The sequence below is a fragment of the Actinoplanes flavus genome, assembly GCF_017592555.1.
Taxonomy (GTDB): Bacteria; Actinomycetota; Actinomycetes; order Mycobacteriales; family Micromonosporaceae; genus Actinoplanes; species Actinoplanes flavus.
This window is the reverse complement of sequence record NZ_JAGFNS010000013.1, coordinates 183,867-205,409: the sequence shown is the minus strand read 5'-3', so window position 1 is coordinate 205,409 and position 21,543 is coordinate 183,867. Positions and strand designations below refer to the sequence as shown.

The following is a 21,543-nucleotide window of genomic DNA, read 5'->3' as shown; positions in this document are numbered from 1 at the left end:
CGAAAATGCCGCTTTTACATTGACGTCCATGATCGCAATTCAGTGGCGCCGCCGACCTTCCACACCGGAATGATCGGCGGCCACCCGGTCAGAGCCCGCGGCGCTTGGCCGACGCCTCGGCCAGCCGCTCCAGGACCGCCACCGTGGCGTCCCAGCCCATGCAGGCGTCGGTCACCGACTGGCCGTAGGTCAGCTCGCCGCCCAGGTCCTGCCGGCCCGGCTCCAGGAAGCTCTCCAGCATCACGCCGCTGATCGCGCGCTGGCCGGACTCCATCTGCCGCGCGATGTCCTCGGCCACGATCGGCTGCCGCCGGTGGTCCTTGTTGCTGTTGCCGTGCGAGCAGTCGATCACCAGGCGCTCCGGCAGGCCCGCCTTGCGCAGCAGCGCGAGTGACGACTCGACGTCCTCGGCGCTGTAGTTCGGCTTGCCGCCACCGCCGCGCAGCACCAGGTGGCAGTCCGGGTTGCCGGTGGTGTGCAGGATCGCCGGGGTGCCCGAGTAGTCGATGCCCGGGAAGACGTGCGACGCCTCGGCGGCCTGGATCGCGTCGACCGCCGTGGAGACGCTGCCGTCGGGGCGGTTCTTCATGCCGATCGGCATCGACAGGCCGGACGACAGCTGCCGGTGCACCTGCGACTCGACGGTCCGGGCGCCGATCGCACCCCAGGCCACGGTGTCCGCGATGTACTGCGGGGTGATCGGGTCGAGGAATTCGACGGCCACCGGCAGGCCCCGCCGCACGACCTCGAGCAGCAGCTTGCGGGCGATCCGCAGGCCGGTGCCGACGTCACCCGAGCCGTCCAGGCCCGGGTCCATGATCAGGCCCTTCCAGCCGACCGTGGAACGCGGCTTCTCGAAGTACACCCGCATCACGATCAGCAGGTCCTGGCTGAGCCGTTCCGCCTCCTTCTGCAGAAGAGAGGCGTACTCGCCGGCGGCGACCGGGTCGTGCACCGAACACGGGCCGACGACCACGATCAGGCGCTGATCTCGGCCGTTGAGCACGTCCTCCACCTGCTTGCGGCCGGCCAGCACGGTGTCGTGCAGCTCGGACGTCAGCGGCAGCTCGTGGTGGAGCAGCGCCGGGCTCATCAGCGGGACGACCTTCTCGATCCGCTGGTCTCGGACGCGCTGCACCTCTGGGGCGGTCATGGTGATCTCTCTCCTTCGACCGGCCCTGGGTCAGAGCCGGTTTGCTCGGGGCAAACAAAAAGGCAGCGACGTCGTCGCTGCCTTGCCGGCTCTGGCGGGTGTCTCAGGTCATGCGGTCATGGCCGAGGCACCGGCTTGAGCCGGCCTCGTAAACCAATAGAACGACCACATCCGAGACATGCCCGCCAGCATAGCCACCTCAGCGCGCCGGTTGCAGCATCTCCGGTCTCTGTTCAGCTGTTGGGACGACAGGAGGTGGGCCGAGCGGCAGCATCACGGTGAAGACGGTCTGGCCGGGACGGCTCTGCACCCCCACCTTGCCCCGGTGCGAGGTGACCACGGCGTGCACGATCGACAGGCCGAGACCGGTGCTGCCGGCCGCGCGGGACCGGGAGCTGTCGCCCCGGGCGAACCGTTCGAAGATGCGTGGCACCACGTCCGGCTGGATGCCCGGGCCGTTGTCGATGACCTGGATCACCGCGGCGTCTCGTACCGAGCCCACCTTGACCGTCACGGTCGAGCCCTCCGGCGTGTGGGTCCGGGCGTTGGCCAGCAGGTTCGCGACCACCTGGTGCAGGCGGGCGCCGTCGCCGATCACGGTGACCGGCTCGTCCGGCAGGTCCAGCTGCCAGTAGTGGCCGGGCCCGGCGGCGTGCGCGTCACTCGTGGCGTCGACGGCCAGCATGGTGAGGTCCACCGCATCCTGGGCGAGCGGGCGGCCGGCGTCCAGGCGGGCCAGCAGCAGCAGGTCCTCGACCAGGGCGGTCATCCGCTTGGCCTCCGACTCCACCCGGTTCAGCACGTGCGCGATCTCGTCCGGCACGACCTGCCGGCTGCGGCGGGACAGTTCGGCGTACCCGCGGATCGCGGCCAGCGGGGTGCGCAGCTCGTGACTGGCGTCCGCGACGAACTGCCGAACCTGCATCTCGGAGGCGTGCCGCGCCTCCAGGGCGTTGCCGACGTGGTCGAGCATGCGGTTGAGCGCGGCGCCGACCTGGCCGACCTCGGTGCGCGGGTCGGTGTCCTGCTCGGGCACCCGCTGCGCGAGTCGCACCTCGCCGGCGTCGAGCTTCAGCTCGGAGACGCGGGTCGCGGTCGCTGCCACGCGATCCAGAGGCTTGAGGGTACGGCGGACGATGAGCGCCCCACCCCACCCGGCGATCAGCAGCGAACCGAGGATCACGCACCCGGTGAACCCCGCGACGGTGAGCAGGGTGGAGTTGGTGTCCGCGAGGGACAGCCCGGTGTACAGGGTCACCGCCTGGCCGTCGTACTGCGCCGGGCTGGCGACCACCCGGTATTGGGAGAGGTTGCCGCCAAGATCGACATCCGCGGCCCCCTCGCCAGAGCGGACCTCGTCGATCAGCGTGGCCACCGCGGCATCGCCGAGTTTGTCGAAGTCGACCTCCGGCCCCCGGCTGCCCGGCTCGACCCGCACCAGGCCGCCGTCGATCACCTTGCCGTCAGCTCCGACCCACAGCGTGATCGAATCCTCCACGCTGCCGCCGAACGGCTTTTTCGGCCCGCTCGATGATCGGGGTCCGTCCGGCGGGCCGTCGAAGGTGCTCCCGCCGTCGTTGTTCTTGATCACCTTGAGCCGGCCCTCGATCGACCTGAGCTCGGAGTCGAGTTGGTCGTGCAGAGACTTGTGGAGGTAGAGCTCGGCGGTGCCGCCGACGACCAGCCCCAGCACCGAGAGCAGCGCGATCATGATGGCGACGATGCGGGTGCGCAGCGGCCAGCCCGCGGGATCGCGCCAGCGGGACGGCCGGGAGTGGGTCGGGGCGGCGGAGCGCATGGGTCAGTCGGCCGGCTTGAGCACGTAGCCGGCACCGCGCATGGTGTGGATCATCGGCGCGCGGCCGGCGTCGATCTTCTTCCGCAGGTACGAGATGTAGAGCTCGACCACGTTCGCCTGCCCGCCGAAGTCGTAGTTCCAGACCCGGTCCAGGATCTGCGGCTTGCTCAGCACCCGCCGCGGGTTACGCATGAGGTAGCGCAGCAGCTCGAACTCGGTGGCGGTGAGCGTGACCAGATCACCACCCCGGCGGACCTCGTGCGAGTCCTCGTCCAGGGTGAGGTCGCCGACGACGAGCTGCGACTCCGTACGCATGGGGGCGTGTCCCATCCGCCGCATCAGACCGCGCAGCCGGGCCACCACCTCCTCCAGGCTGAACGGCTTGGTGACGTAGTCGTCGCCGCCCGCGGTGAGGCCGGTGATCCGGTCCTCGACCGAGTCCTTGGCGGTGAGGAACAGCACCGGCACCTCGGGGGTCTCGCCGCGCAGCCGGCGCAGCACCTCGAGCCCGTCGATGTCGGGGAGCATCATGTCCAACACGACGGCGTCCGGGCGGAAGTCGCGCGCGGTGCGGACGGCGGTCATGCCGTCGCCGGCGCTGCGCACCTCCCAGCCCTCGTAGCGCAGCGCCATCGAGAGCAGCTCGGCCAGCGTCGGTTCGTCGTCCACCACGAGCACCCGGACCGGGGTCCCGTCGGGCCGCCGGAGTTCGGTGCCGGGTTCTGCGTTCGCCATCGTCATGCCCCTACTGTGGGTGCCCACGCTCGGTGCCGCCTTTTCGTTTCCTGTGAAGCGCCTGTGCCTCTGCCATCTTCGGCACGGGGGTTCGGGCGGATGAGGATCCTGGCGAGCGGAGTGGCGAAACCGGCCTGAGGGGCAACCGTCACATAATGGACTAATGGGACTAGTTGGTCGGATAGCGGCTGGGCTCTCCGCGATCCTCTTCCTGCTCCTCTGCCTCGCTCCGTCGGCCCGTGCCGAGCTGCCCGAGCAGCGCCGGCCGGAGGCCTCCGGATCGATGCCCGAACTGCCCGGCGGAGGGGTCAGCCCGATGCTGCTCGCCGCGCTCGGTGGCTACCTGCTCACCGGCGGCCTGGCTCTGCTGCTGCTCCGGCGTTGATCAATTCACGGTCCCCCACCTGGGCATTCCCGGTTGTCAGGGAGCCGTCGCCCGGGGAACACTCGATGTTGGCGCGATGTTGTGCGAGCGTGGGTCAAAGCGGCGGCGCGAGTGTGGGGAGCGTTCACGTGGATCTTCTCGAGGACTACCGCAGGGCCACCTTCTTCTTCGAGTCCGGCGACCCGCTCGGCGCCGCCCGGCTGCTCGAGCCGATCGTCGAGGCCGAGCCGCACAACACCGCGGTCCGGCTGCTGCTGGCCCGGGCGTACTTCAACTCGGCCCAGCTGAACGGGGCGGAGGCTCAGCTACGGGTGCTGATCGAGCATGATCCCTCCGACCACTACGCGCACCACGTGCTCGGCCGGACCCTGGAGCGGTCCGGCCGTTTTCGTGAGGCGCTACCACACCTGCGGCTGGCCTCCGCCATGAAGACGCAGACCGACTACCAGGAGGCGCTGCGCCGGGTCGAGACCTGGCTCGGCAAGAACAGCGCGGCGTAGGGTCTCGATCGTGAAGCTGAAGCTGGACCTGCACGACATCTTCAACAAGGGGCACGAGATCGACCGCGCGCTGCGGGGGATCATCGACGAGGCCATCCAGAAGAAGGCCACTCTCGTCGAGATCATCCCGGGCAAGGGCAGCGGGGCCCTGAAGAAGAAGGTCATCCGCTTCCTCGACCAGAAAGAGATCAAGCAGCTCTACCACCGGGTCGAGAAGGACGGCGACAACTGGGGGCGTCTCTTCGTGCACTTCCGATTCGACGCCCCCACCGGCCGCAGGGGCCGGGGCCGCTAGAGCGTGTAGGTCTTCGCCACGGCGACCATCTCGCTGCTGTGTGAGCCGAGCACCCCGACGTCCGCCGGGCGCGGCCGGAAGCCGGGCATCGCGGCGAGGTCGTCGCTGGCGTCCATCGCCCGGAAGGTGACCGGGCCACTCGCCCGTACCGTCAGGCTGATCTCGACCCCGTTCTCCGGCGGCGCGTGAAAGACGAAGCCCGGCGTGGGGTCGATCGGCCGGCCACCCACCGTGATCGCGGTGACCTCGGCGCCGACCACGTGGAGGGTGGCGAACCGGACCGCCCGCTGCGGATCGAGCAGCAACGTCATGGTGCGCAGGCCGCCTGAGGCGCTCTCCGAGAGCAGCGTGAGCGCCGGCGCCGGCAGGGTCGCCGCCGGAGCCGGACCGCTGCGCAGCTTCTCGTCGCCGAAAGCCGGCAGGGTGGCGGACACCTCGGCGGGCTCACCGGTCACGTACCGGGACGTCCACTCCTGCGGCTCGGCTTCCTCGGTGAGCCAGCGAGCGGTGCCGTTGTCGGCGTCCAGGGCGTACATCAGATGGGTGAGCGATGGGTGCTCCTCGTCGAAGCGGTCCACCGCCAGGCCGGTCGCCGTGCAGCCGATCGCCGCCACGACCGCGATCAGCGACGGTACGGCGCCGAGCCGGCGAGCCTTCAGCGCGTCCAGGCCACGGGCGCCCGCCTCCACCGGGTGCAGCAGGTCCAGCACCGGCAGCAGGGCCAGACCCAGCAGCACGGTCAGGAACGCGCCCACCCCGGCCATCGGCATGCCGAGCGCCGGGAACAGCATCAGCACCGTCGGCAGCAGGATGACCACCGGGACCAGCGCGCCGACGATCAGGACGGTGACCGCGAGCCATCGGCGGGCGCGCATCGCGAGCAGGGCGGACCCCGCGACGGCCAGGGCCGGCAGCGCGGCCAGGTAGGAGCCGCCCGGGGTGAACGCGGCCAGCACCGTCCCGAGGACGGCGAGCCAGGTCAGGCCACCGACGGCCAGTGCCGCCGGGCCGACACGGCGGCGCAGCAGGGCGTACCAGATCAGGACGGTGGCGGCGGCCAGGGCGATCACCGCGAGGCGGTACCACATCGGACGGTACGGGTCGATCGGCAGGCCGCCGTACTCGGGCCGGACCGCCTTCAGCAGCGCCCACAGGCCCTGGGCCAGCACCGGCGCCACGATGATCGGCAGCACGGCGAGCGGAATCGCGACGAGCACCCGGCGGCGGACGAACCAGCCCAGCGCGGCCACCGCGATCAGGGCCGCCCCGGCCAGCGGCCACACCAGCGCGCCCGGGTAGCGGATCAGCAGGCCCGGCACCGGGAAGTAGGTGGCGTCCCCGGCGTTGCTCACCGTGGTCAGGTCCTGGGCGCCGAACTCCCGTACCAGAGCCAGCGCGTTGTCCCCGTGGTGCTGAAGGCTGTCCCGGTTCATCGCCGACGGCTTGTCGGTCGGCGCGTGGTAGACCGCGGCGCCGTCGATGTAGGCGGTGTTGAGGCCCAGGAAGTCCGACTCGCGGAACGGGGTGAAGTCGGTGTCGTTCGGCAGCAGCCGGTAGATCTCCACGGCGAAGGACGTGCCGACCGGGTACGGCACCCGGGCGTACGTCTCCACGAGCCGCGCGTTGCCCGCCGACGTCTCGAACATGATCGCCGGGCCGCTGCCGCCCCGCGCCTCCAGGTTCAGCGCCACCCCGCCGTCCCGGGCCAGCGGGTGCTGGTCGACGAACGCCTTGGCCCCGCAAAGACAGGCCTCCTCGGCGTCGGTGAGCACCAGCACCACGTCGTTGCGCAGCTGGTTCCCGCTGGTCAGCGCCCGTGCCGTCTCCAGGATCGTGGCGGTGCCCGCGCCGTCGTCGTTCGCGCCCGGGGCGATCTGCGCCGAGTCGTAGTGCGCGATCAGGAAGATCCGCCCGGTCGAGGCGGACCCGGGAATCAGGGTGACCACGTTCCGCACCCGGGCCAGGCCGGTCCCGCCCGCCGACGAGGAGAGGCCGGCGCCCTGCACCGACACCACGTCCTGCACCTCGGGCGCGAGGCCCAGACCACGCAGCCTGTCGATCAGGTGCTCGCGTACCCGGTCGTTGGCGGCACTGCCGGCCGGGTGCGGTGTGGAGGCGATCGCGCGTACCTCCTCGAAGGCCCTCGCCGCGCTGAAGTCGCTCGCCGGCGCCGACGTCGCCCGCTCCGCGGGCGGTTGAACGGAACGAACCGCGGCCAGGCCGGCCAGCCCGAGAACGGCCAGGACGGCGGCGGCGGCGAGACCGCGTCGCGCCGGCCGGCTGAGAGCTGTGTCACTCATGGGGACATCTGACCATCCGGGTACGCCTGACGGGTACCCCGAAGATCCATTGGCGCGTGCAATAGCGTGTGCCGGGTGACTACGCCGCTTGACCCAGCCGCCGTCATCGCGCAGTTCATCGACCGGGTGTCGCCCTACAATCCGACACCGGACGCTGACCCCGTCGCCGTTCTCGGCGTGCGCACGGCCTTCGGTGAGGACGTCTTCACCGTCAGTGACCACGTGATCCGGGCGATGTGCCGGGCCCTGGAGTCCTATCGGGATCCCGAGGACCGGGGCGACTGCGTCAAATGCGGAGGCGTCCACCTGGACGAGAACCTGCACTGCCGGGACTGCGGACAACTGCACGGCATCCTCGGGCAGGTGATCGCCGAACACGCCCGGCGGGTCGCCGCCGACTCCGCCGGCGACCCACGCTGATGACCCGAGTTGTGCGGGGCGGCCGGTTGGTACACGATTTGCGGGTCACCTATGCGTCGAGTGGGGAATCGGAATGACGGAGCGGTCGCTCGCGTCCCGCAGGTACGCGGCGGACCAGCTGGAACGGCTACGGATCCTGCTCGTCGAGGACGACGAGGGTGATGCCTTCCTGGTCCGTGAGCTACTCACCGAAGCCGAGGCCCCGTTCGAACTGACCGTCGCCAGCAGCCTGCGCGAGGCCCGCGATCGGCTGGCCGGAGTCGAGTGCGTCCTGCTCGACCTGGGCCTGCCCGACGCCGAGGGCATCGACGGCCTGCGCAAACTGCTCGCCGTCGCCGGAGGCGCCGCGGTCTGCGTGCTCACCGGCCGCTCCGACGAGCACCTCGGGGTGCAGGCGGTCGCCGAGGGCGCCCAGGACTACCTGGTCAAAGGCCAGGTCGACGGGGTGCTGCTGATCCGGTCGCTGCGCTACGCGGTGGAGCGGAAACGCGCCGACGAGAACGCCCGGCGACTGCGCGAGGCAGAGCTGCGCGAAGCCGAGTCGGCCCGGCTGGAACGCGGTCTGCTGCCCAAGCCGCTCAAACGGGACGACTTCGGCATCGGGGTCGAGCCGTTCTACCGGTCCGGGCGGGCCATGGGCCTGCTCGGTGGCGACTTCTACGACGTGGTGCAGGTCGGCGACGACCGGCTGCACGTGATCGTCGGCGACGTCTGCGGGCACGGCGTCGACGAGGCGGCGCTCGGCGTCGAACTGCGGGTCGCCTGGCGGGCCCTGGTCCTCGCCGGAGTGCCCGAGGAACAGGTGCTGCCCTCACTCGAACAGGTGCTGATGTCCGAACGGCGGGCCCGCGAGGTGTTCGCCACGGTCGCGTCGGCGGTCATCGACCTTCCCGGGAACAGGGCAACGGTACGGGTGGCCGGCCACCCGCCGCCCATCGTGCTCTCCGGAGGACGGGCCGCGCCGGTCGCCGTGCGTACCGGGATCGTCCTCGGGGTACGTCCCACTCCCACCCCCGCGACCGAGCTGGAGTTCGACGGCCATGACTGGTCCCTGCTGATGTACACCGACGGCCTGATCGAGGGGCGTAGCGGCGACGAGCGACTCGACGTCGACGGCCTGTGCCAACTGCTGGCCGAGCCGGAGGCGCGTGCCAAACCGCTGCCCGAGCTGCCCGAATGGCTGGTCGCGCGGGCCGACCGGGACAACGGCGGCCCGCTCACCGACGACGTCGCGATGCTGCTGATCTCCCGGGGCGGCGGCAGATGAGGAACCGGATGCGAGCCTGGACGCTGCGGGTTCGGATCGTGGCGCTCTGCGGCGCCGCCGGGGTGCTGCTCGGCGGGCTCGGCGTGGTCGCCGCGATCACGGCGGCCGCCAACAACCAGCAGGTCGACGACATCCTCGACCGGGTCAACCCGATGCGGGCCGCCGGCGAGACCCTGAACACCGCGCTCGTCGACCAGGAGACCGGCGTCCGGGGCTACGCCATCACCGGGCAGGAACACAACCTCGAGCCGTACCGGAACGGGCTGGCGCAGGAGAGCCTGCAGATCAGCCGGATCGAGAGCTACCTGGAGCCGGGGGACAGCGAGATCCGCGCCGCTCTCGACGTGGTCCGGGAACGCGCCGTCGCCTGGCGCGTCAAGGTGGCCGAACCGCTCATCCAGACCGTTCGCGGCGACGGAACCGAGGCGGCCCAGCAGCGGATCGAAGCGTCCGGCACCCGCGAGTTCGACGAGGTCCGCGCCGCCGTCCAGGTGATGCAGGACCGCATCCTGGAACTGCGGGCCCGCTCGGCGGACGCCGCCCGCGACTCCAGCCAGGCGATGGTGGCCATCGAGATCGCCGCCGCGGTGATCATCCTGTTCACCGGAGCCTTCCTGCTGCTCCTGCTGGACCGCCTGGTCAGCCGGCCGATCCTGGACCTCGCCGGACAGGTGCGGCAGGTCGCGGCCGGCGACTACGACCGGCACATCGAAGGCCGCTACGGCTCACCCGACCTGGCCGGCCTCGCCGCCGACATCGACCGGATGCGGCAGCAGATCGCCAGCGAACTGAGCGAGGTCCGGGAGGCGCGCCAGCAGGTCGAATGGATCAACCAGCAGTTGCAGTCGCAGGCCGAGGAGCTGACCCGGTCCAACCGCGACCTGGAGCAGTTCGCCTACGTGGCCTCGCACGACCTCCAGGAGCCGCTGCGCAAGGTGGCCAGCTTCTGCCAGCTCCTCCAGCGACGGTACGCGGGACAAATGGACGAGCGCGCCGACCAGTACATCGCCTTCGCCGTCGACGGGGCGCAGCGCATGCAGCGGCTCATCAACGACCTGCTCGCCTTCTCCCGGATCGGCCGGCTCACCACCGGATTCACCGACGTCGACCTGAACAAGGTGCTCGCCGAAGTCAAGTCGCAGCTGGAGACGCGCGCCGGCGAGGGCGCGGAGATCAGCTGGAGCGGACTGCCCACCGTGGAGGGTGAGGAGCCGCTGCTCACCACCCTCTTCGTCAACCTGATCGGCAACTCGCTCAAGTTCCGCCGGCCCGATGTGCCGCCGGTCGTGCGGATCACCGCCGAGCTCCAGGGCCGTGAGTGGCATGTCAACGTGCGGGACAACGGCATCGGCATCGAGGCCGAGTTCGCCGACAAGGTCTTCGTGATCTTCCAGCGGTTGCACGCCCGGGACGCGTACGAGGGGACCGGCATCGGATTGGCGATCGTCAAGAAGATCGTCGAATACCATGGCGGGCGGGTCTGGCTGGACGTCGACGTCCCCGAGGGTGCGTCGATCAACTTCACGCTCCCGGCACTGCCAGGCGCCGAGGCGCTCGAGAGCGCGGAAGAGGTGGTCGAAACATGAGCACGGAGAGAGAACCGGGCACGCCGATCGAGGTGTTGCTCGTCGAGGACGACCCCGGTGACGTGCTGATGACACAGGAGGCGTTCGAGGAGCACAAGGTCCGCAACCGGCTGACCGTGGTCTCCGACGGGGCCGAGGCGCTCGCCTACCTGCGGCAGGAGGGCCCGTTCGCCGACGCGGTGCGGCCCGACCTCATCCTGCTCGACCTCAACCTGCCGAAGCGGGACGGCCGTGAGGTGCTCGCCGAGATCAAGAAGGACGGCGACCTGGGCCGTATTCCGGTCGTCGTGCTCACCACCTCCTCCGCCGACGAGGACATCCTGCGCAGCTACCAGCTCCACGCGAACGCGTACGTCACCAAGCCGGTCGACTTCGAGCGGTTCATCGCGGTGATCCGGCAGATCGACGAGTTCTTCGTCAGCGTCGTGAAGTTGCCGCCACGTGCCTGATCAGGTTCTCGATCAGGTCGCTGAGCTGATTCGTGAGGTCGCGCACGCCGTCGTCCTGCCGCGTTTCCGGCGCCTGGCCGACGACGAGGTGCAGCAGAAAGCGCCCGGTGATCTGGTCACCATCGCCGACCAGGAGTCCGAGCGGGCGCTGACCCGCGGGCTCACCGCGCTGCTGCCCGGTTCGGTGGTGGTCGGCGAGGAGGCCGTGGCGGCCGACCCCACGGTCCGGGACCGGCTCGGCGGCAGCGGCGCCGTGTGGATCGTCGATCCGGTCGACGGCACCAACAACTTCGCCGCCGGGAAGACGCCGTTCTGCGTGATGGTCGCCCTGCTGCGGGACGGGGAGACCTGCGCGGCGTGGATCCTCGACGTGATCGGTGATCACCTGACGGTGGCCGAGGCGGGTTCCGGCGCCTACCGCGACGGCGTACGCGTGAAGACCCGCGCCGACGACCCGGGCGCGACCGGGCTGCAGGGCGTGATCGCCCACAAGTACCTGCCGGACGATCTGCGGGAACGGGTCCGTGCCAACGCCGCCGGCCTCGGCGGCCACACCGCCGGCCGGCACTGCGCCGGGTACGAGTACCCGGCCGTCGCCACCGACGAACAGCAGTTCGCGATGTTCTGGCGGATCCTCCCGTGGGATCACGTGCCCGGCACCCTGATCGTCCACGAGGCCGGCGGCGTGGCCCGCCACCTGGACGGTGCCGACTACCGCCCCACCGACCGCCGGCGCGGCCTGCTGGTCGCCGCCAACGAGGACATCTGGCGCACCGTCCACGGCACCCTCTTCCCGGACGGCCCCCCACCGACCGACCCCACCTGACGGATCCCACCTCCCCGGGTCGCTTCCTTGGGCGGCGTCTGCGGGTCGCGTCTTCGGGCGGCTTCCCCAGTCCGCGTCCCCGGTCCGCCTCCTCAGTCCGCGTTCCCGGGCCTCGCTCGGCGGGTCGCCTCTTTCGGGTGAGGGGACGGTCACATTCGGCGGGCGCCCGTGGGCGGGGTTGTGGATCTAGGGTGCGGGCATGTCCTCGTACCTCGATGAGCTTTTCGGGTTGAGCGGGCGGACCGCGGTGGTGACCGGCGGCAGCTCCGGGATCGGGCGCGCGATGGCCCTCGCCCTGGGCCGTGCCGGCGCGCGGATCGTGCTGGTGGCCCGGCGCGAAGCCCCGATGGCCGAGGTGGTCGCCGAGTTGCGTGGCCACGGTGCCGACGCCCACGCGATCTCCGCGGATCTCGCCGACCGGGCCGCCGTCAAGGCCGTCATCAGCAGGATCAACGACGGGTACGGCGAGCCGGACATCCTGGTCAATTCGGCCGGGATCAACCTGCGACCGCCGCTCGACGAACTCACCGACGACGTCTGGGACGTCACTCTCGCCGCCAACCTGACCGCGCCGTTTCTCCTGAGCCAGGCGTTCGGCCCGGCGATGGCCCGGCGAGGCTGGGGCCGGATCATCAACGTCGTCTCGCAGCAGGCTTTCCGGGCGTACGGCAACAGCGGCGCCTACGGAGCGGCGAAAGCCGGGCTCGTCGGCCTTACCCGTTCGCAGGCCGAGGCGTGGTCGCGGCACGGCGTCTGCTGCAACGCCATCGCCCCCGGAGTGGTCCACACGCCACTCACCGACATCGTTTTCGCCGATCCCACGAAAGTGGCGGCACACGCCCGCCGTACGATGATCGGTCGCAACGGAGTTCCGGAAGATTTCGCCGGGTGTGTCGTATTTCTGGCGAGTGAGGCCGGTCAGGCGGTAACCGGTCAGACGCTCTTCGTCGACGGTGGATACTCGGCTACCTGATCGATCTCCCTTTCGCCTGCTCCGACACGGTAAAGTACCGGCGCTTACGACTTGGAGGTTCCTGTGGCGGTCAGTCTCCCGCGCCGGTGTACCGCCCTGCTCGCGATCATCGCCGCCGCGTTCGCGGTGGTCATCGCGTTGCCAGCGGCTCCGGCGTCGGCCGACCCCGAGGGCGGCACCAAGAAGCTGCGGGCGGCGCTCGAGGCCGCGGCCAAGGGCTACGACCAGGCGAAGACGAAGCTGGCCGGCTCCAAGAAGCGGCAGAAGCAGCTCACCGAGGCGCTCAAGCGTTCCGAGGAGAACGCGGAGACCCTCACCGGCCAGGTCAACGCGGTCGCCAACCGCGCCTACCAGATGGGCCGGATCAACACGGTCACCCTCCTGCTCAACAGCTCCGATTCGGGCAGCTTCATCGAGCGGGTGCAAAGCCTCGACATGCTCGCCCAGATGGACGGCGCCACCCTGGCCGGCTACCGGACCGAGATCGACAACTCGAAGCGCGCCAAGGCCGCCCTCGAAGCCGAGATCAAGGAGCAGCAGCGCCAGGTCAACGTGATGGCCAAGCGGAAGCAGCAGGCCGAGGTCGCGCTGGCCGAGGTCGGCGGTGGGGCGGCCGGCGGTTTCGTCGACCCGAACTCCCCGGCCGCCGACCCGGCGCCGCGCAACTCCGACGGCTCCTGGCCGAAGGAGTCGTGCACGGTCGACGACCCGACCTCCGGCGGCTGCATCACGCCGCGGACGCTGCACGCCTACCAGCAGGCACAGGCGGCCGGGTTCAAGCGCTACACGGTGTGCTTCAGCGAGCGGTCGTCGGGTGAGCACCCCAAGGGCCGGGCCTGCGACCATTCGGCGGCCTCGGGCGGTTTCGAGAACGTGGCGGCCACCGGCGGCGACAAGTCGTACGGTGACCGGCTCGCCGCGTTCTACGTGAAGAACGCGGACGAGCTCGGCGTCATGTACGTGATCTGGTACCGCCAGATCTGGATGCCGAGCACCGGCTGGCGTGCCTACAGCGCGAGTGGTGGCCCCGCGGCGGTACACACCAACCACGTACACCTCTCCATGCTCTGAGACCCCGGTAGCATCGCGGCGGTGGAGAAGCAGCCGCGAGCCCTGCCCTCGGCCCTGGCCACCGCCCTCGCTTTCGGCGCGAGCGGAGCCGTCCTGGTCCTGGAGATCGTCGCCCTCCGCCTGGTCGGGCCCTATGTCGGCGTGACCCTGCAGGTCAGCAGCTCGGTCATCGGCGTCTCGCTGGCCGCCATCGCCTACGGCGCCTGGGTGGGCGGCCGCCTCGCCGACAGGTTCGACCCGCGGACCCTGCTCGCCCCGGCGCTGATCCTCGGTGCGATCGGGACGGCGCTCACCCTGCCGCTGGTCCGCTGGGGTGGCGAGCTGCTGCGCGGCGGCGCTGCCCCGGCCGTGCTGATGCTCGCCGCACTGGCCGTCTTCCCGCCCGCCCTGGTGCTCTCCGCGATCGCCCCCATGGTGGTGAAACTGCAACTCGGCGATCTGCGGCGGGCCGGTTCGGTGGTGGGCCGGCTGTCCAGCATCGGCACCCTCGGAGCGATCACCGCGACGTTGGTGACCGGCTTCGTCTTCGTCGCGGCCATGCCGAGCAGCGTGATCATCCTCAGCCTGGCGGTGCTGCTCGCGGTCAGCGGTGTGGCGCTCGGCTGGTGGCTGCGCCGCGACCTGCCCGGCAACCCACGGATCCGGGCGTCGCTGGCCGTGGTGGGGCTCGCCGGAGCCGGGCTCGGCGCGGTCTCGCCCACGCCCTGCGATGTGGAGACGGCCTATCACTGTGCGAGCGTGGTCCAGGATCCGGCGCGCGAGGGAGGACGGACCCTGATCCTCAATTCGGCCCGCCACTCGTACGTCGACCTGACCGACCCCACCCACCTCGAGTTCGACTACGTGCAGTGGATCGGCGCCGTCACCGACGTGCTCCAACCGCCCGGCGCCCCGATCGACGCGCTGCACCTGGGCGGTGGCGGATTCACCGTCCCGAACTATCTCCGCGCCACCCGGCCGGGCAGCGAGCAACTCGTCCTGGAACTCGACGGCGGGCTGGTCGGTCTGGACGAGCGGGAACTCGGCCTGACCACCGGCTCCGATCTGCGGGTCCGGGTCGGTGACGCGCGTGTCGGGCTCGCCGAGCGGCCGGACACCGCCTACGACCTGGTGGTCGGGGACGCCTTCGGGCACCTGGTGGTGCCGTGGCACCTGGCCACCCGGGAGATGGCCGACGACATCGCCCGGGTTCTGCGCCCCGGTGGCGTCTATGCCCAGAACGTGATCGACTACCCGCCGAACCGCTTCATCCGTGCCGAAGCGGCCACCGTGGCGGCCGCCTTCCCGCACGTCGCCCTGATCGCCCCACCGGACGCCATCGCCGGCAAGCGTGGCGACAACTTCGTCATCCTGGCCTCCCACGACCCGTTGCCGATCGACGCGCTCCGGGCTCCGCTCGCCCGGCTCGACGCGCCACCCGCCCTGCTGACCGGTGCCGAGCTGGCCGGCTTCGTCGGCGACGCCCACGTCCTCACCGACGACTACGCTCCGGTCGACCAGCTCCTCGCCGGCTGACCCGTCCGCCTCCCGGAATCGGCCGGCGAGCGTTTCCGAGCGGGTTTCGGTGTGCGGCACCGGACCGCCGGTAACTCGGGCGAGAATCGGCGCATGGGGCATACGGAGCGAAACGGTCACGATGGATCGCCCCGTCTCGCGGGCCGGTACCGCCTGATCGAGAAGCTCGGCACCGGCGGAATGTCGGTGGTCTGGCGTGGCTACGACGAGATCCTCGGTCGCGACGTCGCCGTGAAGGTCCTCGAACCCGGGCTGGCCGAGGACCGCACCTTCCGTGACCGCCTGCGCCAGGAGGCCCTGGCCGCGGCCCGGCTCTGTCACCCCCACATCACCGGCATCCATGACTTCGGCGAAGCCCCGATCTCGGACCGGCTGACCGTCCCCTACGTCGTCATGGAACTCAACGACGGCGAGTCCTTCGGCTCCCGGCTCGGCCGTCAGGGGGCGCTCGAGTGGCGGGAAGCCGTCATGATCGTCACCGAGGTGGCCTCCGCGCTGGCCACCGCCCACGCCCGCGGTGTCGTGCACCGGGACGTCACCCCGGCGAACGTGATGCTCACCGGAGCCGGCGCGAAGATCGTCGACTTCGGGATCTCCGCGGTGGTGGGCCAGCGGGACGCCGCCCCGGACGGCAGCCTGCTCGGCACTCCGGCCTACCTCGCCCCGGAACGTCTCGGTGGCTCCTCGGTCTCCCCGGCCACCGACGTCTACGCCCTCGGCCTGTTGCTCTATCGCGGGCTCACCGGCCGGATGCCGTGGCCCGCCGAGAACACCACCGAGGCCCTGCGCGCCCACCTCTACGCCGATCCCGAGCCGATCCCGGACCTTCCCGGGATGCCGGCCGTCGTCACCGAACTGTGCCTGCGCTGTCTGGCCAAGAGCCCCACCGATCGCCCCGCCGCCGCCGAGGTGGCCCGGGGTCTGGCCGCGACCGTCGGCCTGCGCCCGATCATTCCGCCGCTGCGCCGGGGCGAGCGGCCCGCGGCCCGGGCGGTGGCGACCGTGCCGGTGGCCCGCGACCGCTCCGGGATACGCCGTGGGGTCCGTGCCTGTCTCGGTTCGCCCGCCACCCTGCGCCTCCGGGCCGGTCTGCGCCTGGGGGCCGTCCTCCGGCTCGACTCGGTACGGCCTCTGGGTGCCGGTCTCTTCATCGGCAGCCGCCGCAGCCGTGCCCTGACGCCCCCGCACCGGCTGCGGGACCGCCGCTCGGCGATCGCCGCCCTGGCCACCGTGGTCCTGCTCGCCTCCGGGCTGCTCAACTGGTCCGCGCGACGGGAGATGGCGGAGCCCGCGAGCACCGCCGCCACCGGCACCGGCGGTTCCGCGGTGGACGGGCCGAGCCGGGTCCGCTGCACCGTCCGCTACCAGGTACGGCGTGACTCCGGCGGCTACTTCGAGGCGAGACTGAGCGTGATCACGACCGAGACGTCCAGTTGGCGAGTCGAGTTCTCCTACCCCGGCGGCCAGCGGCTCGCGGCCACACCGCAGGCGGTGACCCAGCAGGGCCGGCGGGTGGTGCTCACCGGTCGCGGTCGAAGCCGGGCGGTCACCCTGCACGGCGGTTACCGGCAGCGGAACCCGCTGCCGCTCTCCTTCGCGCTGAACGGGCAACCGTGCCGCGCCGAGGTCATGGGCGCGACCGGGCCGGACCCACCCGGCAGCGAATCGGTCAACACGACGATCGAGGAACGCGCACCCGAGCCGAAGACCAGCCAGCAGCGCAAACGCGTCCCGGCCAGGCGTGGCGGAGCGCCCCGGCCGGGCACCGGCGCCGCCCCGGCTCCGGCCGCCAAGCGCGCCAACGGCTTCTCCCTGGCGCTGTGACGGATCCCCGCTCCGTCGACACCCCGCCGATAGGGTCAAGGTCATGACAAGACTCGCAGTGGTCACCGGCGGCGGAACCGGGATCGGCAAGGCGACGGCCGGCATGCTCGCCGGTGAGGGATTCGACGTGATCATCGTCGGGCGCCGGGCCGAGGTGCTCGCCGACGCGGTGAAGTGGATCGGACCGCAGGCCACCGCCGTGACCGCGGACGTCTCGGACCCGGCCCAGGTGCCCGCGGTGGTCGAGGCGGTGGCCGGGCGTGCGGTGGACGTGCTGGTCAACAACGCGGGAGCGTACATCTCCGGTGACGAGGGAACCCTCGACGGCGTGGCGGCCCGCTGGCACGCCAACCTCGACTCGAACGTGCTCTCCGCGGTCCTCATGACCACCGCGCTCCTTCCGCATCTCCGCCGGCCGGGCGGGAAGATCATCCTCACCAGTTCGATCGCCGCCCAGCGAGGCGGCGGCGGGCCCTACTCCGCGGCCAAGGCCGCACTGCACGGGTACGGGCTGGATCTGGCCACCTCCCTCGGTGCCGAAGGCATCACGGCGAACGTCATCTCGCCGGGCTACGTCACCGACAGTGAATTCTTCGACGGCCGGATGACCCCGGAAGGACATCAGGCGCGCGTCGACGCCTCCCTGGTGAAGCGGGCCGGTGTCCCGGACGACATCGCCGAGGCGGTCCGCTGGCTGGTCGGCCCGGGTGGTGGGTTCGTCACCGGCCAGATCATCAACGTCAACGGAGGCACCGTCCTGGGGCGTTAGCGGACGGCGGCGGGCCGCTCACTCCGCACCACCGGTGAAGCGGCCCTCGCCGGGACGATTGGCCCGGAACCGCAGCGCCGACCAGCGCTCGTCGATCGCCACCTGCCCGCACGGCCGCATGTCGAAGTCGGCGACGATGGGCCAGAGCGAATCCCGGTTGATGTCGGCCTTGTTGCCCTTCGGATAGGCGATCCAGAACGCGGCCGGCTTGTCCAGGTCGGTGCGATGCTGGGCCAGCTGTCCCCGGACGCCTTCGGCATTCTCCGCGAACAGCACGGCCGTGCTCGCCGTCGCCAGCGTGCCGGTCTCGCGCACACCCTCCGGCATGGGGGTGAGCAGCGGAAGCCGGGCCGGTTCGTTGAGCCAGACGGTCGAATTCGGCTTGATCAGCAGCTTCTCGGCGATCGTTTTGGTCATGTCATCGAGACTTTCATCCGTACGGCGATGGGTCGCCGTCTTCTCCGAACCACCCCACGCGCGTGACCAGGGGCAGGAATCCGCCGACCACGGCCGGCCTCCACACCGGGCCGGCCGCAGCCGGCCCGGCCTGGTGGTGGCCGGGGCCCCGCCTCCGCCGGGCGGACCCCGCTCCGCGCCGGGACGGCCCGCTGCGCTCTCCCACATGACATCCGCATGGCGACCCCCGATCGATCCGCTTGAACGACCAGGAGCATGGCCCGGATCGGCGAGGCGCCGCTCGAATCGTGCCTTCGGGCTGTGGACAACTCCGTACTGTGGATAACTCGGGAATGGCCACGGCGGGCTGATAGACATGCCGGGTGACTGAGACGACGCGGATGGCGGCCGGCGAGGCCGAGCGGGCGGTCGTGCGAGAGCGCGCTGAGGAGGTGCTCCGCCGGCTCGCCGGGGAGCACGCGGTGCTGCGGGAGGACCAGTGGCGGGCGATCGAGGCGCTCACCGTGGACCGACGGCGGGTCCTGTGCGTGCAGCGCACCGGGTGGGGCAAATCGGCGGTCTACTTCGTGGCCACCGCCCTGCTCCGGTCGGGAGACAGCCCAGCCGGGCCGACGGTCATCGTCTCCCCGCTGCTCGCCCTGATGCGCAACCAGGTCGACTCGGCCGCTCGCGCCGGGATCCGGGCGCGCACCATCAACTCGGCGAACCTCGACGAGTGGAGCCTGATCGAGCACGAGATCCGTGCCGGTGAGGTGGATGTGCTGCTGATCAGCCCGGAGCGGCTCAACAATCCGGACTTCCGTGACAACGTCCTGCCCGGCCTGGCACGCAGCACCGGTCTCCTGGTGGTCGACGAGGCACACTGCGTCTCCGACTGGGGGCACGACTTCCGGCCCGACTACCGGCGACTCCGTACCTTCCTGGCCGGCCTGCCGACGCGGACGCCGGTGTTGGCCACCACGGCCACCGCCAACGCGCGGGTCACCGCCGACGTCGCCGACCAGCTCGGCGACGCGCTGGTGCTGCGTGGCACCCTGGAGCGAGACTCGCTGAGGCTCGCCGTGCTGCGCCTGGAGGATCCGGCACACCGCCTGGCCTGGCTCGCCGATCACCTGGAGCGCCTGCCGGGCTCCGGCATCGTCTACACGCTGACGGTCGCCGCGGCCACCGAGACCGCCGACTTCCTGCGGTCCCGTGGCTTCGAGGTGGCGTCCTACACCGGCCAGGTGGAGGACGCCGAGCGCCGGGCCGCTGAGCAGGACCTGCTGACCAACAAGATCAAGGCACTGGTCGCGACCTCGGCCCTCGGGATGGGCTTCGACAAACCCGACCTCGGATTCGTCGTCCACCTCGGCGCGCCACCCTCGCCGATCGCCTACTACCAGCAGGTCGGCCGGGCCGGCCGCGCGGTCGAGCACGCCGAGGTGGTGCTGCTGCCCGGTCCGGAGGACTCGGCGATCTGGCGCTATTTCGCCTCGCTGGCGTTCCCGCCGGAGGACCAGGTGCGAGCGGTGCTGGCGCGCCTCTCACCGGACCAGCCGATGTCCACACAGGCACTGGAGCCGCTGGTCGACCTCCGCCGCACCAGGCTGGAGCTGATGCTCAAGGTTCTCGACGTGGACGGCGCGGTGCGCCGCACGCGCGGAGGCTGGCTCACCACCGGAGAGCCGTGGACCTACGACGAGGCCAGGCTTCGAAGGGTCGCCGAGGCGCGCGAGGCCGAGCAGAAGACCATGATCGAGTACGCGGTGACGCCCACCTGCCGCATGGAGTTCCTCCGCCGCTGCCTGGACGACCCCGGCGCGGCGGCATGCGGCCGGTGCGACAACTGTGCCGGGCCGTTGTTCGACGCCGAGGTGTCCGCGCCGTCGCTCGCCGCGGCCGAGGCCTTCCTGGGCCGTCCCGGCACCGAGATCGCGCCGAAGAAGATGTGGCCCACCGGTCTGGCCGCCGTCGGCGTCAACCTGAAGGGCCGGATCGGTCCCGCCGAGCAGATCGAGCCGGGCCGTGCCGTGGGCCGCCTGTCGGACCTCGGCTGGGGTGGCCGGTTGCGGGCCGCGGTCTCACCCGAGTCGCCGGACGCGCCGATCACCTCCGACCTGGCCGGTGCCGTGGTCGAGGTCCTCAAGGCCTGGGCCAGGGGAGATGATGCCTGGCAGCAGCGCCCAGCCGCGGTCGTCTCCGTCTATTCACAGCGTCATCCACAACTTATCCACAGCCTCGCCGAGCACATCGCCACCGTCGGGCGCCTGCCGATGCTGGGCATGCTGGAGTCGACGACGCCCGGAGACGCCAGCGGTCATCGCGGCAACAGCGCCCAGCGGGTTCGTGCCCTGCACGACGCTTTCACCGTCCCACCAGAGATCGCCACTGACCTGGCCACTCTGTCCGGCCCGGTCCTCCTGGTCGACGATCTGGTCGATTCCGGCTGGACGATGGCTCTCGCCGGCCGTGCCCTCCGCAAGGCGGGCGCCCCAGGCGTCCTGCCCTTGGCCCTGGCCGTAGCCGGCTGACCGGCCGCACTTCGTCCGGAAGGCATGTCCGGACAACGGCTGATCTTGTTCAGGCGGACATCAGCGCTGTCTCAGCCCGGTTGAGACAGCGCTGAGGGTCAGCCGATCGGTTCCAGCTGGTCGTGGTGCTGTCTCAATCCGTTGAGACAGCGCTGATGTCCAGTCGCGCGGCCCGGGAGCCAGGTGGGTGGATGCCTTGCTGCCGAGTCGGTCCGGCAACCCGTGATCCGGCTGGTCGGGTGGCCTGGGAGCTGTGGCGTGGCTCGCGGGCCGGCTGGTCGGGGGTCAGGCTCTGCCGAGGATGGCTTTTGCGGTGGGGCGGCGGTCGATCTCCATGAAACGGTGCGCGCCCTCGATTTCGGCGAATCCGGAGCGGCGGTAGACCTCCTGAGCGTCCCTGGTGGCCAGAAGGAAACGCTGGACGCCGCGTTCGGAGAGGTCGGCCAGAATCGAGTCGATCAGCCATTTGCCCAGGCCGCGGCCCCGGTGAGTGCCGTCGATGAAGACGTCGCAGATCCAGGCGAAGGTGGCGCCGTCGGTGACGACCCGGGCGAAGCCCACCTGTTCAGTGCCGGCGAAGATCGAATACGGCAGGGAGCCGTCGATGGAGCGGGCCACCAGATCGTAGGAGCGGCCGGCCGCCCAGTAGGACTCTTCGGCAAGCCAACGGTGTACCCGGGTGAAGTCGACCCGTTTCGGGTCGGCGGTCAGTACATACCCACCCTGAATCAGATCTTCCATCGACTC

At 70.9% G+C, this 21,543-nt stretch carries 20 protein-coding genes; 14 read left to right on the top strand and 6 right to left on the bottom strand.

Features of this window, described 5'->3' with window-relative positions:
* Positions 1–88 precede the first annotated feature (88 nt).
* From J5X75_RS21465 to J5X75_RS21455, 3 genes are all read right to left on the bottom strand, one after another.
* On the bottom strand, positions 89–1,153 hold the full coding sequence (locus tag J5X75_RS21465; RefSeq protein WP_208469221.1) for a 3-deoxy-7-phosphoheptulonate synthase: 1,065 nt from the start codon (positions 1,151–1,153) through the stop codon (positions 89–91).
* Positions 1,154–1,352: 199 nt separating this feature from the next.
* Entirely contained in the window at positions 1,353–2,951 is a 1,599-nt protein-coding gene (locus J5X75_RS21460) for a sensor histidine kinase (protein ID WP_208469220.1), read from the bottom strand.
* 3 nt (positions 2,952–2,954) lie between these two features.
* On the bottom strand, positions 2,955–3,692 hold the full coding sequence (locus J5X75_RS21455; RefSeq protein ID WP_208469219.1) for a response regulator transcription factor: 738 nt from the start codon (positions 3,690–3,692) through the stop codon (positions 2,955–2,957).
* A 157-nt stretch (positions 3,693–3,849) separates the two neighbouring features.
* On the opposite strand from J5X75_RS21455, the gene J5X75_RS21450 reads away from it, so the two are divergent.
* The 3 genes from J5X75_RS21450 (at position 3,850) to J5X75_RS21440 (ending at position 4,866) form a co-directional block, all read left to right on the top strand.
* Positions 3,850–4,071 (top strand): hypothetical protein, encoded by a 222-nt coding sequence (locus tag J5X75_RS21450; RefSeq protein ID WP_208469218.1) that lies wholly within the window; start codon positions 3,850–3,852, stop codon positions 4,069–4,071.
* A 128-nt stretch (positions 4,072–4,199) separates the two neighbouring features.
* On the top strand, positions 4,200–4,571 hold the full coding sequence (locus J5X75_RS21445; protein ID WP_208469217.1) for a tetratricopeptide repeat protein: 372 nt from the start codon (positions 4,200–4,202) through the stop codon (positions 4,569–4,571).
* 10 nt (positions 4,572–4,581) lie between these two features.
* On the top strand, positions 4,582–4,866 hold the full coding sequence (locus J5X75_RS21440; RefSeq protein ID WP_183226951.1) for a Smr/MutS family protein: 285 nt from the start codon (positions 4,582–4,584) through the stop codon (positions 4,864–4,866).
* Here the strand turns inward: J5X75_RS21440 and J5X75_RS21435 are convergent.
* Positions 4,863–7,166, bottom strand: coding sequence for a M28 family peptidase (locus J5X75_RS21435; protein ID WP_208469216.1), 2,304 nt, complete (start codon positions 7,164–7,166; stop codon positions 4,863–4,865). The genes J5X75_RS21440 and J5X75_RS21435 overlap by 4 nt on opposite strands.
* A 75-nt stretch (positions 7,167–7,241) precedes the next feature.
* Between J5X75_RS21435 and J5X75_RS21430 the strand changes: the two genes are divergently transcribed.
* The 10 genes from J5X75_RS21430 to J5X75_RS21385 all read left to right on the top strand — a co-directional run bounded on the left by J5X75_RS21430 (position 7,242) and on the right by J5X75_RS21385 (position 17,866).
* Positions 7,242–7,586 carry a hypothetical protein gene (locus tag J5X75_RS21430; protein WP_208469215.1) on the top strand — a complete coding sequence of 115 codons (345 nt, stop codon included), beginning with the start codon at positions 7,242–7,244 and terminating at the stop codon, positions 7,584–7,586.
* A gap of 73 nt (positions 7,587–7,659) precedes the next feature.
* On the top strand, positions 7,660–8,853 hold the full coding sequence (locus J5X75_RS21425) for a PP2C family protein-serine/threonine phosphatase (protein ID WP_208469214.1): 1,194 nt from the start codon (positions 7,660–7,662) through the stop codon (positions 8,851–8,853).
* Between the two features lie 8 nt (positions 8,854–8,861).
* Positions 8,862–10,439, top strand: coding sequence for a sensor histidine kinase (locus J5X75_RS21420; protein ID WP_238488692.1), 1,578 nt, complete (start codon positions 8,862–8,864; stop codon positions 10,437–10,439).
* Positions 10,436–10,888 carry a response regulator gene (locus J5X75_RS21415; protein ID WP_208469212.1) on the top strand — a complete coding sequence of 151 codons (453 nt, stop codon included), beginning with the start codon at positions 10,436–10,438 and terminating at the stop codon, positions 10,886–10,888. Before J5X75_RS21420 ends, J5X75_RS21415 begins: the two co-directional genes overlap by 4 nt.
* Positions 10,881–11,714, top strand: coding sequence for an inositol monophosphatase family protein (locus tag J5X75_RS21410; RefSeq protein ID WP_208469211.1), 834 nt, complete (start codon positions 10,881–10,883; stop codon positions 11,712–11,714). The genes J5X75_RS21415 and J5X75_RS21410 overlap by 8 nt, the downstream gene beginning before the upstream one ends.
* A gap of 199 nt (positions 11,715–11,913) precedes the next feature.
* A complete protein-coding gene (locus J5X75_RS21405) occupies positions 11,914–12,687 on the top strand; it encodes an SDR family NAD(P)-dependent oxidoreductase (protein WP_208469210.1) in 774 nt (257 codons plus the stop codon).
* 63 nt (positions 12,688–12,750) lie between these two features.
* Positions 12,751–13,758 (top strand): coiled-coil domain-containing protein, encoded by a 1,008-nt coding sequence (locus J5X75_RS21400; RefSeq protein WP_307798182.1) that lies wholly within the window; start codon positions 12,751–12,753, stop codon positions 13,756–13,758.
* A 21-nt stretch (positions 13,759–13,779) separates the two neighbouring features.
* The gene (locus J5X75_RS21395; RefSeq protein ID WP_208469209.1) at positions 13,780–15,273 is read left to right on the top strand and encodes a fused MFS/spermidine synthase; all 1,494 of its coding nucleotides are present in this window, start codon (positions 13,780–13,782) and stop codon (positions 15,271–15,273) included.
* Positions 15,274–15,366: 93 nt separating this feature from the next.
* Positions 15,367–17,097, top strand: a complete 1,731-nt coding sequence (locus J5X75_RS21390) for a serine/threonine-protein kinase (RefSeq protein WP_208469208.1) — start codon at positions 15,367–15,369, stop codon at positions 17,095–17,097.
* Between the two features lie 43 nt (positions 17,098–17,140).
* Positions 17,141–17,866 carry an SDR family NAD(P)-dependent oxidoreductase gene (locus J5X75_RS21385; protein ID WP_208469207.1) on the top strand — a complete coding sequence of 242 codons (726 nt, stop codon included), beginning with the start codon at positions 17,141–17,143 and terminating at the stop codon, positions 17,864–17,866.
* An 18-nt stretch (positions 17,867–17,884) separates the two neighbouring features.
* Here J5X75_RS21385 and J5X75_RS21380 read toward each other — a convergent pair whose 3' ends face one another.
* On the bottom strand, positions 17,885–18,283 hold the full coding sequence (locus J5X75_RS21380) for a hypothetical protein (protein WP_208469206.1): 399 nt from the start codon (positions 18,281–18,283) through the stop codon (positions 17,885–17,887).
* Positions 18,284–18,663: 380 nt separating this feature from the next.
* Between J5X75_RS21380 and J5X75_RS21375 the strand changes: the two genes are divergently transcribed.
* Complete coding sequence (locus tag J5X75_RS21375; RefSeq protein WP_208469298.1) at positions 18,664–20,796, top strand: RecQ family ATP-dependent DNA helicase; 2,133 nt, start codon at positions 18,664–18,666, stop codon at positions 20,794–20,796.
* Between the two features lie 285 nt (positions 20,797–21,081).
* Here the strand turns inward: J5X75_RS21375 and J5X75_RS21370 are convergent, their stop codons facing one another.
* Positions 21,082–21,537 carry a GNAT family N-acetyltransferase gene (locus J5X75_RS21370; protein WP_208469205.1) on the bottom strand — a complete coding sequence of 152 codons (456 nt, stop codon included), beginning with the start codon at positions 21,535–21,537 and terminating at the stop codon, positions 21,082–21,084.
* Positions 21,538–21,543 lie beyond the last annotated feature (6 nt).

What these genes read in the sequence shown, in the direction of transcription:
- J5X75_RS21465 (WP_208469221.1), bottom strand. Translation starts at nt 1,153, where the DNA reads ATGACCGCCCCAGAGGTGCAGCGCGTCCGAGACCAGCGGATCGAGAAG.
- J5X75_RS21460 (WP_208469220.1), bottom strand. Translation starts at nt 2,951, where the DNA reads ATGCGCTCCGCCGCCCCGACCCACTCCCGGCCGTCCCGCTGGCGCGAT.
- J5X75_RS21455 (WP_208469219.1), bottom strand. Translation starts at nt 3,692, where the DNA reads ATGACGATGGCGAACGCAGAACCCGGCACCGAACTCCGGCGGCCCGAC.
- J5X75_RS21450 (WP_208469218.1), top strand. Translation starts at nt 3,850, where the DNA reads ATGGGACTAGTTGGTCGGATAGCGGCTGGGCTCTCCGCGATCCTCTTC.
- J5X75_RS21435 (WP_208469216.1), bottom strand. Translation starts at nt 7,166, where the DNA reads ATGAGTGACACAGCTCTCAGCCGGCCGGCGCGACGCGGTCTCGCCGCC.
- J5X75_RS21425 (WP_208469214.1), top strand. Translation starts at nt 7,660, where the DNA reads ATGACGGAGCGGTCGCTCGCGTCCCGCAGGTACGCGGCGGACCAGCTG.
- J5X75_RS21420 (WP_238488692.1), top strand. Translation starts at nt 8,862, where the DNA reads ATGCGAGCCTGGACGCTGCGGGTTCGGATCGTGGCGCTCTGCGGCGCC.
- J5X75_RS21415 (WP_208469212.1), top strand. Translation starts at nt 10,436, where the DNA reads ATGAGCACGGAGAGAGAACCGGGCACGCCGATCGAGGTGTTGCTCGTC.
- J5X75_RS21405 (WP_208469210.1), top strand. Translation starts at nt 11,914, where the DNA reads ATGTCCTCGTACCTCGATGAGCTTTTCGGGTTGAGCGGGCGGACCGCG.
- J5X75_RS21390 (WP_208469208.1), top strand. Translation starts at nt 15,367, where the DNA reads ATGGGGCATACGGAGCGAAACGGTCACGATGGATCGCCCCGTCTCGCG.
- J5X75_RS21385 (WP_208469207.1), top strand. Translation starts at nt 17,141, where the DNA reads ATGACAAGACTCGCAGTGGTCACCGGCGGCGGAACCGGGATCGGCAAG.
- J5X75_RS21380 (WP_208469206.1), bottom strand. Translation starts at nt 18,283, where the DNA reads ATGACCAAAACGATCGCCGAGAAGCTGCTGATCAAGCCGAATTCGACC.
- J5X75_RS21375 (WP_208469298.1), top strand. Translation starts at nt 18,664, where the DNA reads ATGGCGGCCGGCGAGGCCGAGCGGGCGGTCGTGCGAGAGCGCGCTGAG.
- J5X75_RS21370 (WP_208469205.1), bottom strand. Translation starts at nt 21,537, where the DNA reads ATGGAAGATCTGATTCAGGGTGGGTATGTACTGACCGCCGACCCGAAA.